Origin of the sequence: Kordiimonas pumila (assembly GCF_015240255.1) — a bacterium.
Lineage (GTDB): Bacteria > Pseudomonadota > Alphaproteobacteria > Sphingomonadales > Kordiimonadaceae > Kordiimonas > Kordiimonas pumila.
The window spans coordinates 2,391,679-2,408,647 of sequence record NZ_CP061205.1 but is presented as its reverse complement, the minus strand read 5'-3'; the positions used below and the strand labels follow the sequence as shown (position 1 = coordinate 2,408,647).

Here is a 16,969-nt window from a genome sequence, read left to right as displayed (position 1 = left end):
CCCTTTGTGCTTTATTTATTGGACCATTCTATTTTTACCGGTCCTGATAGATATAGCGCCGCAGGCCCGTGGTCATCTAAATCTTCCTGTGTGATAACAAGACGTGCATCTCTACAGTAGCGCCTATATTTTTGCGCGATAATAACTATATCCCCAACACTACAGGCAGACCTAACGCCGTCGATTGTTTTCGCATACGTCACAGGTACGTGGGTTGCATAACGACAAGCATCCACATCGCATAGGCGTTCAAGCCTGTTCCAATTTGTCGTTGAAGGCTTAGCCCAATACCCATTCCATATTCGATGCCTAAAAGATCCCGTCCTTGTGCCGTAAGCATAAATTTGATCATCTCTTATTTCAGCAATACTTTTTCCTGTCTCAGAAATCAGAATATGAGCAACAGGCTTTTGCCCAAACCATAACGCAAAACAGAATATACATATCAAACACAGTACCACATGCACTTTTCGAATAAGTAAAACTGCAATGAATGCGGCAACGGCAACAAAGAATGCCCACGTTTCAAGAGGGTTAGTATAAAGAGCAGAAAACTCACATGATGCGAGACTGTGTGCGATCCAGAGAACAAACCCAAGAGATTTCTCAATCAACATACCAACAAAAACATATCCACCAAACGGTGAAATCACCAAACCAATCACCAAAAGCGGCATAACCAAAAAAGAGATTAATGGGAAAACCAATATGTTCGAAACAACGCCGATCATTGAGAGGGATTGAAAATGATAGAGCGCAAATGGCGCGACTGAAAGCTGTGCGACAATACAGGTACAGGCAGTGGCTACACTATATTTCGCTATTTTATGTATTATATTATTACTGGATGTCACAGAGATGCGCTTTGCCCACACTTCATAAAAAGCAATCAAACCCGATGTTGCAGCAAATGACATTTGAAACCCTATAGTCAAAATGCTTTCGGGCCAAAAAAACAGCATAATGATGGCGGCAAGAGCCACACTTCTAAGTGACAAAACTTTTCGGTCTGTCAAGACCGCAAGTAACGCAACTGAAACCATTATAAAAGCACGGGTAGCGGAAACACTGTTACCCGAGACAAACAAATATAAAAGACCAGCAACCCAAGCTGGCATCACAGCAAGCTTCTTCGGTAAAACTCTAAGCCCAATTGCTGGTATTAATGCGAATATAAATTCAAAGACAAAAAATACGATACCTGTGACGAGCCCCATATGTAAGCCCGATATAGCAAGTAAATGTGAAAGCCCAGACAGGCGCATAGCTTCAGTTGTATCTGCGCTTATATGGCTTCTATTACCAACTACAAGGGCGGTAGCAACCGCACCCTCCTGCCCGGTTACCGTTTGTAAAATATTAGTTTCTATATCTTTTCGAAGTACATTAACTTTACTTATTAATGTATTATTTTTATTGTATTTAATTGATTCGTAAGAAACAACATAGCCACTTGCTCCGACGCCTTCGAAATATGCGCTTTTCGCAAAATTATAGCCGTCAGGCACAAGCGGGCCCTTTGGTTTATCAATCACAGCATAAAGAGTAATATGTGCCCCTGAAATAAGCTCCGAAGCATTGTGCACTCTTGAAATAAGCCTTATACGGTCTGGTATATTGACGGTTTCATCGCCTATGCGTTGCGGGTTTACAAACAACGTTGTGGAACCATCAGGGTTTAGCTCCGAAGTTTCTATAAAACCATCAATATGCACATAGCGTTCCGTCTTTACATAAGGCTCTTGAAGCTCAATTATTCGCTTACTAGCAAGCGTTGAACCTAAGCAAAAAGCCAAAAACACCAAGAAGAGCATATTGTAGCGATATTTTTTGTTTAGGATGCAGACTGTTAGGCCAATCAAAATAAAAAAAGCGCCTATTAAAACATGCAAAATTGGATTTAAAGGCAACCAATGTAAAAACAGCAATATTCCAACAGCAAACGAAACAGACCAGACCAGTAAACGCCATTCACTGTGCAGCCAAAGCGTCTGATAATGGTTGTTTCTTACGTAATTTTCAGCCATGCAACCATGGCTCCAGCGCATGCTGACACTGCCTTCGGGACATTTTGATGCATTGCATATTTGTGTTCTGGCAAAACATATGATAAAAGCCTTCCGGAACCTTTCATGGTGGTTAGTTTTTCATACCACTAACCAATATTTTTGTACTTAAAAACGGGGATTAAAGCCTGAGCATGACAAGTCACATGCCCAACATTGTAACGCGTTTTGCGCCTTCGCCAACAGGATTTCTGCATATTGGCGGTGCAAGAACTGCACTTTATAACTGGTTATTTGCCCGTCATCACGGCGGTAAGTTTCTACTTCGCATAGAGGATACAGATAGAAAACGCTCTACAGACGAAGCCATTAGCGCCATATTGTCAGGTATGGAGTGGTTAGGCTTAAACTGGGACGGCGCTGCTGTTAGCCAATTTGAGCGATCAAACCGTCACCGGACTGTTGCAGAAGAAATGCTGGCCAAAGGGAAGGCTTATAAATGTTTCGCTACTCCTGATGAACTGGCGGCCCTGCGCGAAGATGCACGTGCGAATGGAACACAGTTCCGCGGTGATATATGGCGCGACCGCCAAGATGAAGCACCTGTGGACACACCCTTCTCAATTCGGATAAAAATGCCGCGTGATGGTTCCGTTACTATTGAAGACCAAGTGCAAGGATCTGTCACAGTTCAAAATAATGAACTTGATGATATGATCCTCCTACGCTCTGACGGTAACCCAACCTATATGTTAGCAGTTGTTGTTGATGACTATGATATGGGTGTTACTCATGTTATTCGCGGCGACGATCACCTGAACAATGCTTTCCGGCAAATCCAAATATACAAGGCGATGGGCTGGCCTGAACCAATATACGCTCATATACCACTCATTCACGGCCCTGATGGTAAAAAGCTATCAAAGCGCCACGGTGCACTCGGTGTGGATGCATACGCAAATATGGGTTTTTTGCCTGAAGCTATGCGTAACTATTTACTACGCCTTGGCTGGAGTCATGGCGACGATGAAATTATCACTACAGAACAAGCTATTAGCTGGTTTAATCTTGAAAATATTGGTCAAAGTCCATCACGATTTGATTTTGACAAGATTGACCACCTAAATAATCATTATATGCGCCAGTTAAGAGGCGAGGATCTTTTGGCACTTATAAAAGATAATCTGGAAAATAGCTTGCAGCGCCCTATTAATACTGAGGAGGCTGCACGCATAGTTAAAGCTTTACCTGCTTTATCAGAGCGCGCCAAGCGTCTGGACGACCTTTTAGAAGGAGCTTCGCTTTTCTGTAACACTCGGCCGTTAACCATGACCGATAAAGCATCAGAACAGTTAACCAGTGATATCCGCGTGTCACTTGGAACTGTTGCAAAAAACTTGGCCGCCCTTCCTGTATGGAATGGAGCCGATATAAAATCAGCTATCATGAAATTTGCCGAGGCAAATGACATGAAAATTGGTAAAATAATGCAGCCAATAAGAGCTGCAGTAACCGGGGGCAAGCAATCCGGTGACCTTGTTGAAACTCTGGAAATTCTAGGCCAGAGTGAAGCCGTTGAAAGACTGCAAGACCAGGCCACTGCTTGACGCGACAATTCACGAAAGTGAATTGATTTTAATATAAGGAGTAAGGACCATGTCAAATGACACTCTCAAACTGACCGGTAACGGGCTAGATTTAGATCTGCCGATAATGAACGGCTCAGTTGGTCCGCAGGTAGTTGATATACGCAGGCTGTATGCTGAATCAGACATGTTTACGTTTGATCCAGGCTTCACTTCTACAGCCAGCTGTGAATCCAAAATCACCTATATTGATGGTGGCAAGGGCGAACTTCAGTACCGCGGGTACCCTATCGAACAACTTGCTGAAAAAAGCGACTATATGGAAGTATGTTACCTACTTCTTTATGGAGAACTGCCTAATAAAGCTGAACGAGCGAAATTTTCTCATGATATTACCCATCACACGATGGTACATGAGCAACTGCATCGCTTTTTCACAGGTTTCCGCCGGGATGCTCACCCAATGGCCATTATGGTGGGTGTTGTTGGGGCACTAGCGGCCTTCTATCATGATAGTACAGATATTAATGACCCGCACCAGCGTATGGTTGCGAGTTATCGCCTGATTGCAAAAATTCCTACAATCGCAGCAATGGCTTACAAATACTCTGTTGGCCAGCCTTTTGTTTATCCTCGGAATGATCTTTCATATGCGGGCAATTTTCTCAGTATGATGTTCTCTGTTCCGGCAGCACATTATGAAGTAAGCCCAACACTTGAAAAAGCGATGGACCTTATTTTCATTCTGCATGCAGATCATGAGCAAAATGCATCAACGTCAACCGTTCGCCTTGCAGGCTCATCTGGGGCTAACCCGTTTGCTTGTATCGCAGCTGGTATTGCATGCCTTTGGGGCCCCGCACACGGCGGCGCTAACGAAGCATGCCTCAATATGCTTGAGGAAATTGGAACAGTTGACCGTATTCCTGAGTTTGTTGCGCGTGCAAAAGATAAAAATGACCCGTTCCGCTTAATGGGCTTTGGTCACAGAGTTTACAAAAACTTTGACCCAAGAGCCACAGTTATGCGCAAAACTGCCCATAAAGTTCTTGCGGAACTTGGTGTGGATGATCCACTTTTTGATGTTGCCATGGAACTTGAAAAAATCGCCCTTGAGGACGAATATTTCGTGTCCAAAAAGCTGTATCCAAACGTGGATTTCTATTCAGGTATTATCCTGAAAGCCATGGGCTTCCCAACATCCATGTTTACAGTACTATTTGCACTGGCACGAACATCTGGCTGGATATCTCAGTGGAAAGAAATGATCGAGGACCCAACCCAGCGTATTGGCCGCCCTCGTCAGCTTTACACAGGCTCACCAGCACGAGATTATGTCCCTGTTGAAGACAGATAAAACCATAAATGACAGATTAAAAACAAAGCTGGCGAGATATTTCGCCAGCTTTTTCTATAAGTAACAATAAAGCCCGCAAGTTATTCCTGCGGGCTTTATTGTTTATTCTGTACTTAGAAGTTTATTCTGCCGCCATCATTGCTGTAAGTTTTGCTTCAGCAACAACCTGTTCGTCCACTTTCGCCACTGCTTGAAACTTCCACACAGCACCCCGCCCACGAATAGTGGTGATATGCATACGTAATTGATCACCAGGCACAACCGGCTTTCTAAACTTAGCCTCATCGATCGCCATAAAATAGACGACCTTACCTTCAGCATCAGCACCTAGCTTGCTTATAGCAAGGATACCCGCAGCTTGCGCCATAGCTTCAAGTATAAGCACACCGGGCATAACCGGTTTTTGCGGAAAATGCCCCGGGAAAAATGGCTCATTAATAGTTACATTCTTAATACCAATAGCACTTTCGCCTGGTACTAAATCAACAACTTTATCAATAAGCAGAAAGGGATACCGGTGCGGTATCGCCTTCATTATATCTGCAATATTATATTCCATAACGGCTAAACAACCAGATTACTGGCCGCCTTCACTGCCTTCTGGAGCTTGCTGTTGCACGCGCTGTGGCAACGTAAGCTTAACTGATGGTAGTTCAGCATCCAGAAGTTCGATAAACTCAGTTGTAACGTCAAGGCCTGGAGCACTATCCATTACAAGGCGTTTTGGCAAAATAACCTGTGCTTTACGTTCCGTCAGGATTTTTTTCAATACCGGCTGACGGGCACGTTCTACCTGAACAAGCGCCTCTTTACGAATTTTATCGAAAGCATATTCCAAAGCCTGCAAAGACTGATTGATCTGCATATAATTTTCCTGAAGCTTTTTCGCTTCAGCTTCGTATTTATCATTCCCGATAATAGACTTTTGCTTTTCAAGTTCTGCCAGTTTTTGCTCAAGCAGGCCGCCACGACCAATATAATTACGATACTGCAAAATTTGGTCACGAATGTCAGCCGTTTGAAGGTTGAAATCCTTGTGAGCTGCTGCCTCGTTTTCTACACGGTCGTTATCAATAGTTAAAATTTGCTGTGCCGCGACAGTGAGTGTCAGCCCCATTGCTGCAACGATGCCTGTAGCCATCAGGCGAAGTTTTTTACGTAACGTCATTATATTATCCCGTTCCCTATGTATAAATCTAGAATGTGGTTCCAACATTGAACTGCAACGTCTGAGACCTGTCGCCCAACTGCTTTTTAACTGTTTTAGCCAAATCAATCCTGAATGGACCAAATGGTGACTGCCAAGAGAAACCAATACCAACTGCAATCCTTGGTGATGGAGAGTTCCCAGATAGACAATCAGTATCATAACCAAATGTGGTTGTAGAATCATCTTCCAGTGCCAATTGATACGAATCATAGTCAGACTGACTAAATTGACACTCGGCAAGAGAATCATCTTTTGCACGGAACAAGGAGCCAACATCAACAAAGGTTGAAGCGCTGATCCCGCTTTCGAGTGCCATATCCCCAAGTGGGAAGAATAGTTCCGCACGGCCAATATAGAAGGCTGTACCCCCAAGTGAGCCACTATTACTGGTTGAACCACCGTTAAAGTCACGAGGGCCAATACCTGAAGTATCAAAACCACGCATACGCGGTCCACCAATATAGAATTTATCGTTCAAACGAACATCCTGACCCAGACCCATAATCATGCCAGCTTCACCGCCCAAACGGAAAGTCCAACCAGACCAAGGTGTCCAGTAGTTATCAAAGTTAATCCGGTTTCTAAGGTAGCGTACATCGCCGCCAAGGCCAGCAAAGTCTTGGTGGAAGTAAAAGCTGCTGCCCCGCGTTGGCCTAATATAGCTATTACGTGTATCAAAACCAACAGAATATCCAAGAATTGACTGATAGCGCTTACCAAGAGATTCCACGAACGAACGACTAAGGCTAACGCGCTCCATTTCACTGATGCTTGTATCGCCGTCATTATTGATATCAAAGTCATCAAGGTCGATATCACCGTCGCCGTCAAGATCATATTTGTCAAAGGCTGCCTGATCATTATTGGGATTATCATCCGTCAACAAGGATTGTGCATTTGTTAAATAGCGATCGAAAACACCTGAACCCAAAGAGTTTGTAATAACACTATCAGGAATTGTTACGTCGTCCTGACGCAGCGTGTAGCGTGTGGACAGTGTCCAGAACTCATTCAGTGCCATCCCTGCCCTCAACGAGAAGCCGATAGACTTGGTATCAAAGAGTGAACCATAGCTTGAGCTATCAACCCGACGGGCAAACAGATCAAAGCCTGCAGCAATGCGGCGGCCCATGAAGTAAGGCTCTGTAAAGCCAAGGTCAATTTCCTGACGCGTGCCAGACATCCGAAGGCCAAGGCGCAAGTCCTGTCCTTTCCCCATGAAATTGCGTTCTCTGATCGAGAAATCGAAAATAAAGTTCTCTAAGCTCGAGAAACCAGCACCAAGGTTAAGTTCACCCGTTGCTTGTTCTTCAACCGTTACATCCAGTACCATGCGGTCAGGTTCTGAACCTTGAACACGCTCAATCTCCGCTTCACGGAAGAAACTAAGGCGTTTAACACGATCTTCAGAGCGTGTTACCAGCGCCGAGTTAAAAGCATCACCTTCCTGCAAGCGGAATTCACGGCGAATAACCCGATCAAGGGTGCGCACGTTTCCTTTAATGTTGATGCGCTCTACATATACGCGCGGGGCATCAAGCACTTTAAACGTGATATCAATTTTACGCGTTTCACGGTCGCGTTTGATCTGAGGACGTACATCCACAAACGCATATCCCAATAGGCCAGCTGCATTTGTCAGGGATTCGATCGTCTTCTCAATTGCTTCGGCGTTGTATGTCATGCCTTCACGCATTAACAAAAATGCCTTTAACAGAGACGGCTCAACATCACGAATTTCGCTTTCAACATCAATTTTGCCAAACTCATATATCTCACCCTCCTCAACAGAGAATGTGATAAAAAAATCTTCCCTGTCTGGGGTAAGCTCAGATACCGCAGAGACAATTCGGAAGTCTGCATAGCCTTCGTTTAGGTAATGATTGCGCAGAACCTGCTGATCATAAGCAAGGCGATCGGGATCAAAAGTGTCGTTTGATGTAAAGATTTTCCACCAACGCGCTTCTTTAGTAGCGAGAACATCCCGCAAATCACCGTCACTATATACCTTGTTCCCCATAAAGTTAATGCTGCTAACCTTGGTTTTTGGACCTTCTTGAATTTCAAAAATCACATCAACGCGGTTTTGCTCAAGCTGTACAACTTTTGGTTCAATAATCGCAGCAAAACGGCCCGACCGACGATAAAGCTCCATTATACGCTTAACGTCTGACCTGATTTTTGCGCGCGTAAAGACCATACGAGGACGAATACGCACTTCCTCAAACATATCATCCCGGTCAAGTTTCTTGTTACCTTCAAAAACAATCCGGTTGATAATGGGGTTTTCAACAACTTTAACAACAAGCCCGCCGTTGTTTTCAATAAACTCAACATCCGAAAACAAACCGGTTGCAAAAAGATTCTTCAAACTTTGGTCAAGTTGCGTCGGATCAAAGGGATCTCCTGCCGTTACCGTCAGGTAAGATGCAATGGTTTCAGGTTCTACCCGCTCATTACCGCTGATGCTGATTTGCCGAATTACCGGCATTTGACGCCCATCTGGAACTTGTTGTGCGGCCACAACACCAGAAAGAACGGTTCCCCCAACAACAAGCGTTACAAATGAACGCACTATCAAACGCAATATAAATAAACGCAACTTTTCAGCCCAATCTTATAAACAATAAAAGGCACTTTGGCGGTGAAATTGACCTAGAGTGCCATAGATTGCAAGTCATTCAGTGTTACAAACACCATAAAAATTATCATTAACGCCGCTCCAGCGACAAATCCGGCCTCTTTTGCCTTCACACTTAATGGTGATCCTTTAATACCTTCAAGCGCATAAAACACAAGGTGTCCACCATCTAAAACAGGAATTGGCAAAAGATTTACAATTCCTAAATTCAAGGACAAAAGTGCCAGCATCCAAAGAAAGCTTTGAAAGCTGACATGAGCCGCTTCACCAACCATATTGGCGATACGAACCGGTCCACCCAACTCTTTAACGGAGCGAATCCCTAATATCATCTGCCCAAGTGTTGTAAACATGGTTTTACCCATTTGCACCGTTTGGCGGGTGCCTTCAGACAGCGCACCAAAAACACCAAGGCTTTCTTTTTTAGTCGGAGGGGAGCCAATCCCTAAAAAACCATAAGGGTACTGGTTACCAAATCTGTCTTCCATATACTTTGTGCCAAGCCGAACAGGTATCATTAAAGCTTCCCCTGCACGTACAAGCTCAACATCCACTTCTTTACCGGGATAGAGACGAACAACAGCACCGATATCAGTAAACCTATCGATAGATGTACCATTAACTGAAATGATCCTGTCGCCGATGTTGAGCCCGGCCATGTCAGCAGCAGACTGCTCGCTGATAGATTCTACAATCGGCTCTGATACAGAAAGGCCATATGAAAAATAAAATCCAGCAAAAACCAATGACGCCGCAATAAGGTTCACAGCAGGCCCAGCAAACACAACAAGCGAGCGTTGCCAAAGTGGCTTGAAATGAAAACATTCTGCCTTTTCCTGCTCCGAAAGCCCTTCCGGAATTTCACCCGGATTGCTCGCTGCAGAAGCATCGCCAAAAAACTTCACATACCCACCAAGTGGAATAGCGCTCACACGCCAGCGCGTACCGGATTTTGCTGTCCAGCCAAAAATTTCCTTGCCCATACCGATTGAAAAGGTATCGACACGTATCTTAAAAAACCTTGCAACAGAATAATGTCCAAGTTCATGAATGAAGACCAGAATGCTAAACCCGCCAATAAAAGCAGCCAAAGTAAACAGTAGTCCGGGGCCCGCTGCTTCCATAAATCACTCCATGTCGTTCATAGATACGATCAAGGCTTGCGCTGTGCGGCGCGCCTCCTGATCAATTTCAAACACATTTGCCAGCGATTGTGGCGCTTTCATGTCGGATTTTGCAAGTGTTTGCTCAACAACCGCCGGAATCGCATCAAAGTTTATATTTTCCTTCAAAAAGGCCTCTACGGCAACCTCATTTGCAGCATTTAACACGGCAGGTGCTGCACCGCCTGTTAGCAAGGCATCTCTCGCAAGTTTCAAACACCGGAATTTTTCATAGTCAGGCTGCTCGAATGTTAGAGTGCCAATTTGCGCAAGATCAAGTGGTGTCGCCGGTGTTGGCATCCGTTCAGGCCATGCAAGGCAGGAGGCAATTGGAATACGCATATCGGGGCTACCAAGCTGGGCCAATGTACTACCATCCACATAATCAACCATTGAGTGAATTACAGATTGAGGATGCACCAAAACATCAATTTGAGTAGCTTCTATAGGAAAAAGATGAAAAGCTTCAATAACCTCTAACCCTTTGTTCATCATAGTTGCAGAATCTACCGATATTTTTGCTCCCATATCCCAGTTGGGATGGGCCACAGCCTCAGCGGGCGTAATTGCATTAAACCGGCTTTGGCACAGCCCTAAAAACGGCCCTCCTGATGCTGTAAGAACAATGCGGCGAATTGCTTTTTCTGCATGGGTTTCTAACACCTGAAAAATAGCATTATGTTCGGAATCAACAGGTAAAATACGTGCATGGTGCTTATGCACCTCTTCCATCATCAAGTCACCTGCACAAACAAGGCATTCCTTGTTCGCAAGAGCAATAGTTGCGCCGCGCCGCGCCGCAGCTAGTGTCGGCATCAAACCTGCAGCCCCAACAATAGCCGCCATAACCATATCAGAAGGTATTTCAGCAGCATCAACCAGAGCACTTTCCCCTGCGCCACACTTTATGCCCGTACCATTAAGGCCATCTTTTAAGGCTGTAAAACATGAAGGATCAGAGATAGCAACAAAGTCAGGCATAAATTCTTTTGCCAAAGCCACCAGTTTTTTAACACTGCTATGAGCTGTGAGTGCAGTTACCTTGAACATGTCAGGGTTTCGCCTGATCAAATCTAGCGTGCTATGCCCTATCGACCCTGTAGCCCCAAGAATGGATATTGTCTTATAGTTCATAAGGTCTCTATCCTGCCCCAAGAAGTAAGGGAAAATTATTTACAAGGAGTGCAACAGCAGGGGCCACAAATACAAGCCCGTCGACCCTATCAAGAAGGCCGCCATGACCAGGAATAAGACCGCCAGAGTCTTTGACACCAAATGACCTTTTAATACCGCTTTCTACAAGGTCCCCAATTTGAGCCCAAACCGCCAGCCCTGCAGCAGCAACTACCACCGGTATAGCGTAAGGTAAAAAAGGGTAAAGAAGCCACAAAACAAAAGAAGCCAACGCCGCAAGCGACATCCCCCCCAACAGACCTGCCCATGTTTTTTTTGGGCTAATTCTGGGAGCAAGCTTTGGTCCACCTATAGATTTTCCAGCAAAATAACCGCCAATATCAGTGCCCCAAACAATCAAAAACACCCAAAGAACCAGCAAAGGGTTAACTGTATGGAGCCACCACATAGCCATCACAGGCAAACTAACGTAGGCAACACCAAGTAACCACCATCCCAGCGTTTTTGCAATGCCTGTACGAATGACAGCATACGACACCAGCGCCACAAGAAGCCCAGCAATGATAAAATCATGCGCTTCAATGGCATACTCCTTTATCACAACCAAGGCACCAATAACAACGAATCCTAAAAGACTTCCAACCATTATTGAGGGTGAAATTACGAGTTTCGACCATTCAGCCGCCATCAGAAAAGCACCTAGCGCCAACAGGCCAATAAACCACCAGCCGCCAAAGTAAACTGTTGCCAATACAGGTGGTAGCAACAGGACAGCAGACACAATACGCTGCAACAGGTTATTTGACATATTCAACAGCATGGATAAATGCTTTACCTTCTGGCTACTTGCGCCAATATCTTGCGCTTAGGGCCGCGCACCGAAGCGCCTATCTCTATCAAGATATATATCGACGGCGTCAATAAAGTGCTGACGCGAAAAGTCGGGCCACAATACATCAAGGAACAGAAATTCTGAATAAGCAGCCTGCCATAGTAAAAAGTTTGACAGGCGCTGTTCACCACTGGTTCGTATAATAAGGTCTGGATCAGGGATATCGTGGGTATATAGCGCATTATTTATGCGGCTTTCCGTAATATCAGCTAACCTTTCTCGACCAGCGGCAACACTTTCTGCGATAGTCCGCACCGCTTCGACCATTTCATCACGAGACCCATAACTTAACGCAATGATCAGTGTTAGCCGGCTATTATTTTCTGTCATTTTTTCCGCCCACTCAATACGTGAACGGATATCAGAGGCCAACTTAGTTCTATCACCAATTACCCGAAGTCTAATACCTTGTTTGTGCAAGGTCTCAACTTCTTTATTCAGGTAATTTTTAAGAAGGCCCATCAGGTCCTTCACTTCTTCCACAGGCCTATTCCAGTTTTCACTGGAAAAGGCATAGAGTGTCAAAAAATCAACCCCAGTTTCAACGGCCCCTTCAATGGCCGCTTTTACAGCCTCAGCACCACGCTTATGTCCCATTGAACGGCTTATTAGGCGTCTCTCAGCCCACCGGCCGTTACCATCCATAATAATGGCGACATGGCGTGGGCCGGAAACACCTTCGGCTGTTTCAGTGGTTGGGGCTGACAAAACCATCCTATACCTGCATGATTTCTTTTTCTTTACCGTCCAAAGTTTGGTCGATAAGGCCCACAAATTTATCTGTTAGTTCCTGCACTTCATCAGCATACATTTTATGATCATCTTCGCTGATGGATTTATCTTTTTCCATACGCTTAAGCTGATCCATACCACCCTTGCGAACATTGCGGATAGCAATACGTGCTGTCTCAGCGTATTTTGCTGCAATACGGGCCAGTTCCGCACGACGCTCTTCATTAAGCTCAGGTATTGGAATGCGTACAAGCTGACCGTCCATCATAGGATTAAGACCAAGACCCGCCGTTCTGATCGCTTTTTCAACGGCAGAGGCATTTGCCTTATCCCACACTTGAACAGAAAGCATCCTTGGTTCAGGAACAGAAACAGTACCAACTTGATTAAGCGGCATGTTCGAGCCATACACCTCTACGGTAACAGTATCTAAAAGGCTTGTTGAGGCACGGCCTGAACGTAGGCCAGAGAACTCATGCTTAAGGGCATCAACAGCGCCTTTCATGCGCCTCTCAATATCACCCAGATCAATATCTTCATCACTACTCATTATATTTACTCCTCTCCCACTACGGTACAAGTTCCATTACCTTGCAGAACTTGCACTAATTCGTTTTGGGTATGTATTGAGAAAACAACAATTGGAATGTTATTTTCCCGGCTCAAGGATATAGCCGAGGCATCCATAACCTTAAGGTCTTGCCTCAACACATCCATGTAACTTAATGAAGTATAACGTTTTGCTGAAAGGTTTGTTTTAGGGTCAGAATCGTACACGCCATCAACTTGCGTCCCCTTAAGAAGCGCATCACAGTTCATTTCAGCAGCTCTTAAAGCCGCAGCCGTATCTGTTGTAAAAAACGGATTACCAGTACCTGCTGCAAAAATAACAACACGGCCTTTCTCAAGATGGCGAATAGCCCTGCGCCGTATATAAGGCTCGCTAACACTTGCCATCGGAATAGCGGACAAAACACGCGTGTCAACGCCAACCTTTTCCAGTGCATTTTGAAGAGCAAGCGCATTCATAACTGTTGCTAGCATGCCCATGTAGTCAGCCGTAGAGCGGTCTAACCCCTCAGCAGCCCCTTTAAGACCACGAAAGATGTTACCGCCGCCCACAACAACACATACTTCAGTGCCAATTTCACGGGCATCTTTTATTTCCAGAGAAACACGGTTAGCCGTTTCAGGATCAATTCCATATGACCCACTACCCATAAGGGCTTCACCAGATAACTTTAAGAGCACTCTTTTATATTTAGGCCCAGATGACATGCTCTAATTTCTCCCCCTGAGACAGTATAAGCTGCTGCAGCTTATAGTCTTCAAATTCATATTACCAGCTAGTTTTAGCTAAATATTCTACATCATAGTTTTAACCAGATAACAGACAACAAAAAACCCAGAGGAAGTGCCTCTGGGTTTATTTGTTTAATGCTATCAGAACTTAAGAACCTGCAACCGCAGCAACTTCGGCAGCGAAGTCTTCTTCTTTTTTCTCAAGACCTTCACCGATTTCCATGCGAACATAAGAAACTAGCTCAATTGAAGTGCCTGCGGCTTTAGCTGCTGCTTCAATAACCTTAGATATTTTAGTTTCGCCGTCGATCACAAAAATCTGGTGCAATAGAACAACCTCTTCCAGATACTTGCGCATACGGCCAACAATCATTTTTTCAATGATTTCTTCCGGCTTACCAGATTCACGAGCTTTATCCATCTGAACCTGTTTTTCACGCTCAACAAGTTCAGGATCAAGCTCTTCCTCTGTCAGTGATGCAGGGTTTGCAGCAGCAATGTGCATAGCAAGTTGTTTACCAAGTGGCAATAACACGTCAGCACTTGCAGAAGACTTCAGCCCAACAAGAACAACAATTTTACCCATGTTGTCAGAAACAGCACTGTGAATGTAAGAAGCAACAACACCCTCTTCCACTTCAACAACAGCTGCGCGGCGAATGCTCATGTTTTCACCGATTGTCGCAATATTGTCTGTAAGAACATCAGCAACAGACTTACTGCCACCTGGGTATGTTGCAGCCTTAACTGTTTCAATATCTGTACCGTTATCAAATACAACAGTTGCTACATCAGAAACAAATTTTTGGAATTTTTCGTTACGCGCCACAAAATCTGTTTCAGAGTTAACCTCAACAACAGCAGCTTTTTTAGCATCACCTTTAAGGGCCACCAAACCTTCAACCGCGACACGGCCAGATTTTTTTGCAGCAGCAGCAAGACCTTTTGTACGGAGCCAATCAACTGCAGCCGCAACATCACCATCAGTTTCAGCAAGGGCTTTTTTACAGTCCATCATACCTGCGCCAGATTGATCACGCAGGGATTTAACGAGAGCGGCAGTAATTTGTGCCATAGGATTTCTCCTGAAAAACTTTTAAAATCAAGCAAATAACTATCGAGTAGATAAAATCCACCCGATAGCATTACTCGCTAATTGTTACTCTGATTTTGCAGTTGCAGCTTCTTCTGCAACTTCCGCAGGTGCTTCTTCAGCCACAACTTCTTCAACCGGAGCTTCAGCTACAGCGCCGAGATCAACACCCTGTGCAGTAAGATCTGCTTGAATGCCATCAAGAACGGCATCTACAACCAGATCACAGTAAAGACGGATAGCACGTGTTGCATCGTCATTACCAGGAACTGGGAAATCAAGGCCATCAGGTGATGAGTTGGTATCAATAACACCAACAACAGGAATACCAAGGCGCTGTGCTTCAGCAATTGCCAAATCATCGCGGTTAGTATCAACCACAATAATAATATCTGGCAGACCGCCCATATCCTGAATACCACCAAGCGACAGTTCAAGTTTGTCGCGTTGACGAGTCATTTGAAGAGTTTCTTTTTTGGTCAGGCCAGTGTGCTCTTTACCCAAAACTTCATTCAGCTCTTTCAGGCGCTTGATTGACTGGCTAATAGTCTGCCAGTTTGTCATCATGCCGCCAAGCCAACGGTGGTTTACATAATACTGACCACAGCGTTTTGCAGCTTCCGCAATTACAGGAGAAGCCTGACGCTTTGTACCAACAAAAAGAACACGCCCGCCGCCTGCAACAATATCGCGGATAGCTTGCAATGCCCGTGTCAGATACGGAACTGTTTGTGAAAGATCAATAATGTGAATCCCATTACGTGCACCAAAGATATAAGGTGCCATTTTAGGATTCCAACGGTGGGTCTGGTGACCAAAGTGCACGCCTGCTTCTAAAAGCGCACGCATATCTACAACTGGCATAGCCATAATACTACTCCTTTTCCGGTTAAGCCTCCGCGGGGGTGCGTATAACCAACCATTGGTTAAACACCGGATGGCGGCAAGCCATGATCAGCAAGCAACCTTCCCCACGTGTGAAGTCGCGCATGCTATAGGCGTTAACGAAAGCGATATCAAGTAAAATATGGCTGTAAATCAACAGAAATGGACAATTTGGAAGAGCCGATCAAAAAATCATCGCTCATTCAACAGTTTTACACCAGTTTCAAGGCTTAGGGTTTACCTGTAACATCATCATATCCGTGGAACTCCGCAGCCTCTTTCGAAATACTAACACGGCCATCTTTCCAAACAGGCATTGTTCTTACAACCGGGTCTTTTGTCGCAAATTCAATTGCCTCCTCAACCGAATTTGCTCTTGAAAGCTTAATCAGGTTAAGCCGTGTGGGAAACATTAGAAAAACATCATCAGCCTCAGCTTCTTTCAAAACTTTCTTTGGCGAAACCCAGCAAAGGGAAACAGCTTCATTTCCATCATGCTGAAATGTGTCTCCATTATAGGCCGCCAAATAAAAGTGTGTATCAAACCGAAGCTTCATATTTTCAGGCGTAATCCAGTGTGCAAAGAATACAAGTGAGGAAACATTCAAGCGGTTTTCTGAAGTTAACACACATTCGCGGAAGCCAAGGCCTGATGTATTAGCCGGGCACAGGCCTTCTGTAAGTAAAACAGATGTTTCTTCATAAAGCTCGCGTATTGCTGCCATTTTATAGCTAAAATCACCAGTTTTAGTCTTTTCTGTTACATTTACATAATCGGCCCATAGAGCATAATTTGTATCGGCTTCTTCCACCTTGCCACCAGGAAAAACAAGCGCACTTGGCGCAAAAGCCATGCTTTTTGCGCGCTTGGTCATCAATACTTCAATGCCATTGCTACCATTCCGCACAAGAAGGATGGATGCCGCAGGCTTTGCAACAGGAATGTGCATATTTGGCTCGCCCGCCAT

At 44.8% G+C, this 16,969-nt stretch carries 15 protein-coding genes; 2 read left to right on the top strand and 13 right to left on the bottom strand.

Annotation, left to right across the window (positions count from 1 at the left end; all coding sequences use genetic code 11):
* Positions 1 to 11: 11 nt before the first annotated feature.
* Positions 12 to 2,027 (bottom strand): ComEC/Rec2 family competence protein, encoded by a 2,016-nt coding sequence (locus ICL80_RS10545; protein WP_194212054.1) that lies wholly within the window; start codon positions 2,025 to 2,027, stop codon positions 12 to 14.
* Between the two features lie 185 nt (positions 2,028 to 2,212).
* On the opposite strand from ICL80_RS10545, the gene gltX reads away from it, so the two are divergent.
* Together gltX and ICL80_RS10535 are read left to right on the top strand one after the other, a co-directional pair.
* Entirely contained in the window at positions 2,213 to 3,613 is a 1,401-nt protein-coding gene (gene gltX, locus ICL80_RS10540; RefSeq protein WP_194212053.1) for a glutamate--tRNA ligase, read from the top strand.
* Positions 3,614 to 3,662: 49 nt separating this feature from the next.
* Positions 3,663 to 4,949, top strand: a complete 1,287-nt coding sequence (locus ICL80_RS10535; protein WP_194212052.1) for a citrate synthase — start codon at positions 3,663 to 3,665, stop codon at positions 4,947 to 4,949.
* A gap of 121 nt (positions 4,950 to 5,070) precedes the next feature.
* Here ICL80_RS10535 and fabZ read toward each other — a convergent pair whose 3' ends face one another.
* The 12 genes from fabZ to ICL80_RS10475 form a co-directional block, all read right to left on the bottom strand.
* Complete coding sequence (fabZ, locus tag ICL80_RS10530; protein ID WP_194212045.1) at positions 5,071 to 5,508, bottom strand: 3-hydroxyacyl-ACP dehydratase FabZ; 438 nt, start codon at positions 5,506 to 5,508, stop codon at positions 5,071 to 5,073.
* Positions 5,509 to 5,526: 18 nt separating this feature from the next.
* Positions 5,527 to 6,117, bottom strand: coding sequence for an OmpH family outer membrane protein (locus tag ICL80_RS10525; RefSeq protein WP_194212043.1), 591 nt, complete (start codon positions 6,115 to 6,117; stop codon positions 5,527 to 5,529).
* Positions 6,118 to 6,145: 28 nt separating this feature from the next.
* Complete coding sequence (gene bamA, locus ICL80_RS10520) at positions 6,146 to 8,734, bottom strand: outer membrane protein assembly factor BamA (protein ID WP_194212041.1); 2,589 nt, start codon at positions 8,732 to 8,734, stop codon at positions 6,146 to 6,148.
* A gap of 80 nt (positions 8,735 to 8,814) precedes the next feature.
* On the bottom strand, positions 8,815 to 9,924 hold the full coding sequence (rseP, locus tag ICL80_RS10515; protein ID WP_194212039.1) for an RIP metalloprotease RseP: 1,110 nt from the start codon (positions 9,922 to 9,924) through the stop codon (positions 8,815 to 8,817).
* 3 nt (positions 9,925 to 9,927) lie between these two features.
* A complete protein-coding gene (locus tag ICL80_RS10510) occupies positions 9,928 to 11,097 on the bottom strand; it encodes a 1-deoxy-D-xylulose-5-phosphate reductoisomerase (protein ID WP_194212036.1) in 1,170 nt (389 codons plus the stop codon).
* Positions 11,098 to 11,104: 7 nt separating this feature from the next.
* The gene (locus ICL80_RS10505; RefSeq protein WP_228073425.1) at positions 11,105 to 11,917 is read right to left on the bottom strand and encodes a phosphatidate cytidylyltransferase; all 813 of its coding nucleotides are present in this window, start codon (positions 11,915 to 11,917) and stop codon (positions 11,105 to 11,107) included.
* Between the two features lie 45 nt (positions 11,918 to 11,962).
* On the bottom strand, positions 11,963 to 12,703 hold the full coding sequence (locus ICL80_RS10500) for an isoprenyl transferase (RefSeq protein WP_194212032.1): 741 nt from the start codon (positions 12,701 to 12,703) through the stop codon (positions 11,963 to 11,965).
* A gap of 1 nt (position 12,704) precedes the next feature.
* On the bottom strand, positions 12,705 to 13,271 hold the full coding sequence (gene frr / locus ICL80_RS10495) for a ribosome recycling factor (RefSeq protein WP_194212030.1): 567 nt from the start codon (positions 13,269 to 13,271) through the stop codon (positions 12,705 to 12,707).
* A 5-nt stretch (positions 13,272 to 13,276) separates the two neighbouring features.
* Entirely contained in the window at positions 13,277 to 13,999 is a 723-nt protein-coding gene (pyrH, locus tag ICL80_RS10490; protein WP_194212029.1) for a UMP kinase, read from the bottom strand.
* A gap of 172 nt (positions 14,000 to 14,171) precedes the next feature.
* Positions 14,172 to 15,098, bottom strand: coding sequence for a translation elongation factor Ts (gene tsf / locus ICL80_RS10485; protein WP_194212026.1), 927 nt, complete (start codon positions 15,096 to 15,098; stop codon positions 14,172 to 14,174).
* An 84-nt stretch (positions 15,099 to 15,182) separates the two neighbouring features.
* Positions 15,183 to 15,986: a 30S ribosomal protein S2 gene (gene rpsB / locus ICL80_RS10480; RefSeq protein WP_194212024.1), complete on the bottom strand. Its 804-nt coding sequence runs from the start codon at positions 15,984 to 15,986 to the stop codon at positions 15,183 to 15,185.
* Positions 15,987 to 16,231: 245 nt separating this feature from the next.
* Positions 16,232 to 16,969, bottom strand: a complete 738-nt coding sequence (locus ICL80_RS10475) for an NUDIX hydrolase (RefSeq protein WP_194212023.1) — start codon at positions 16,967 to 16,969, stop codon at positions 16,232 to 16,234.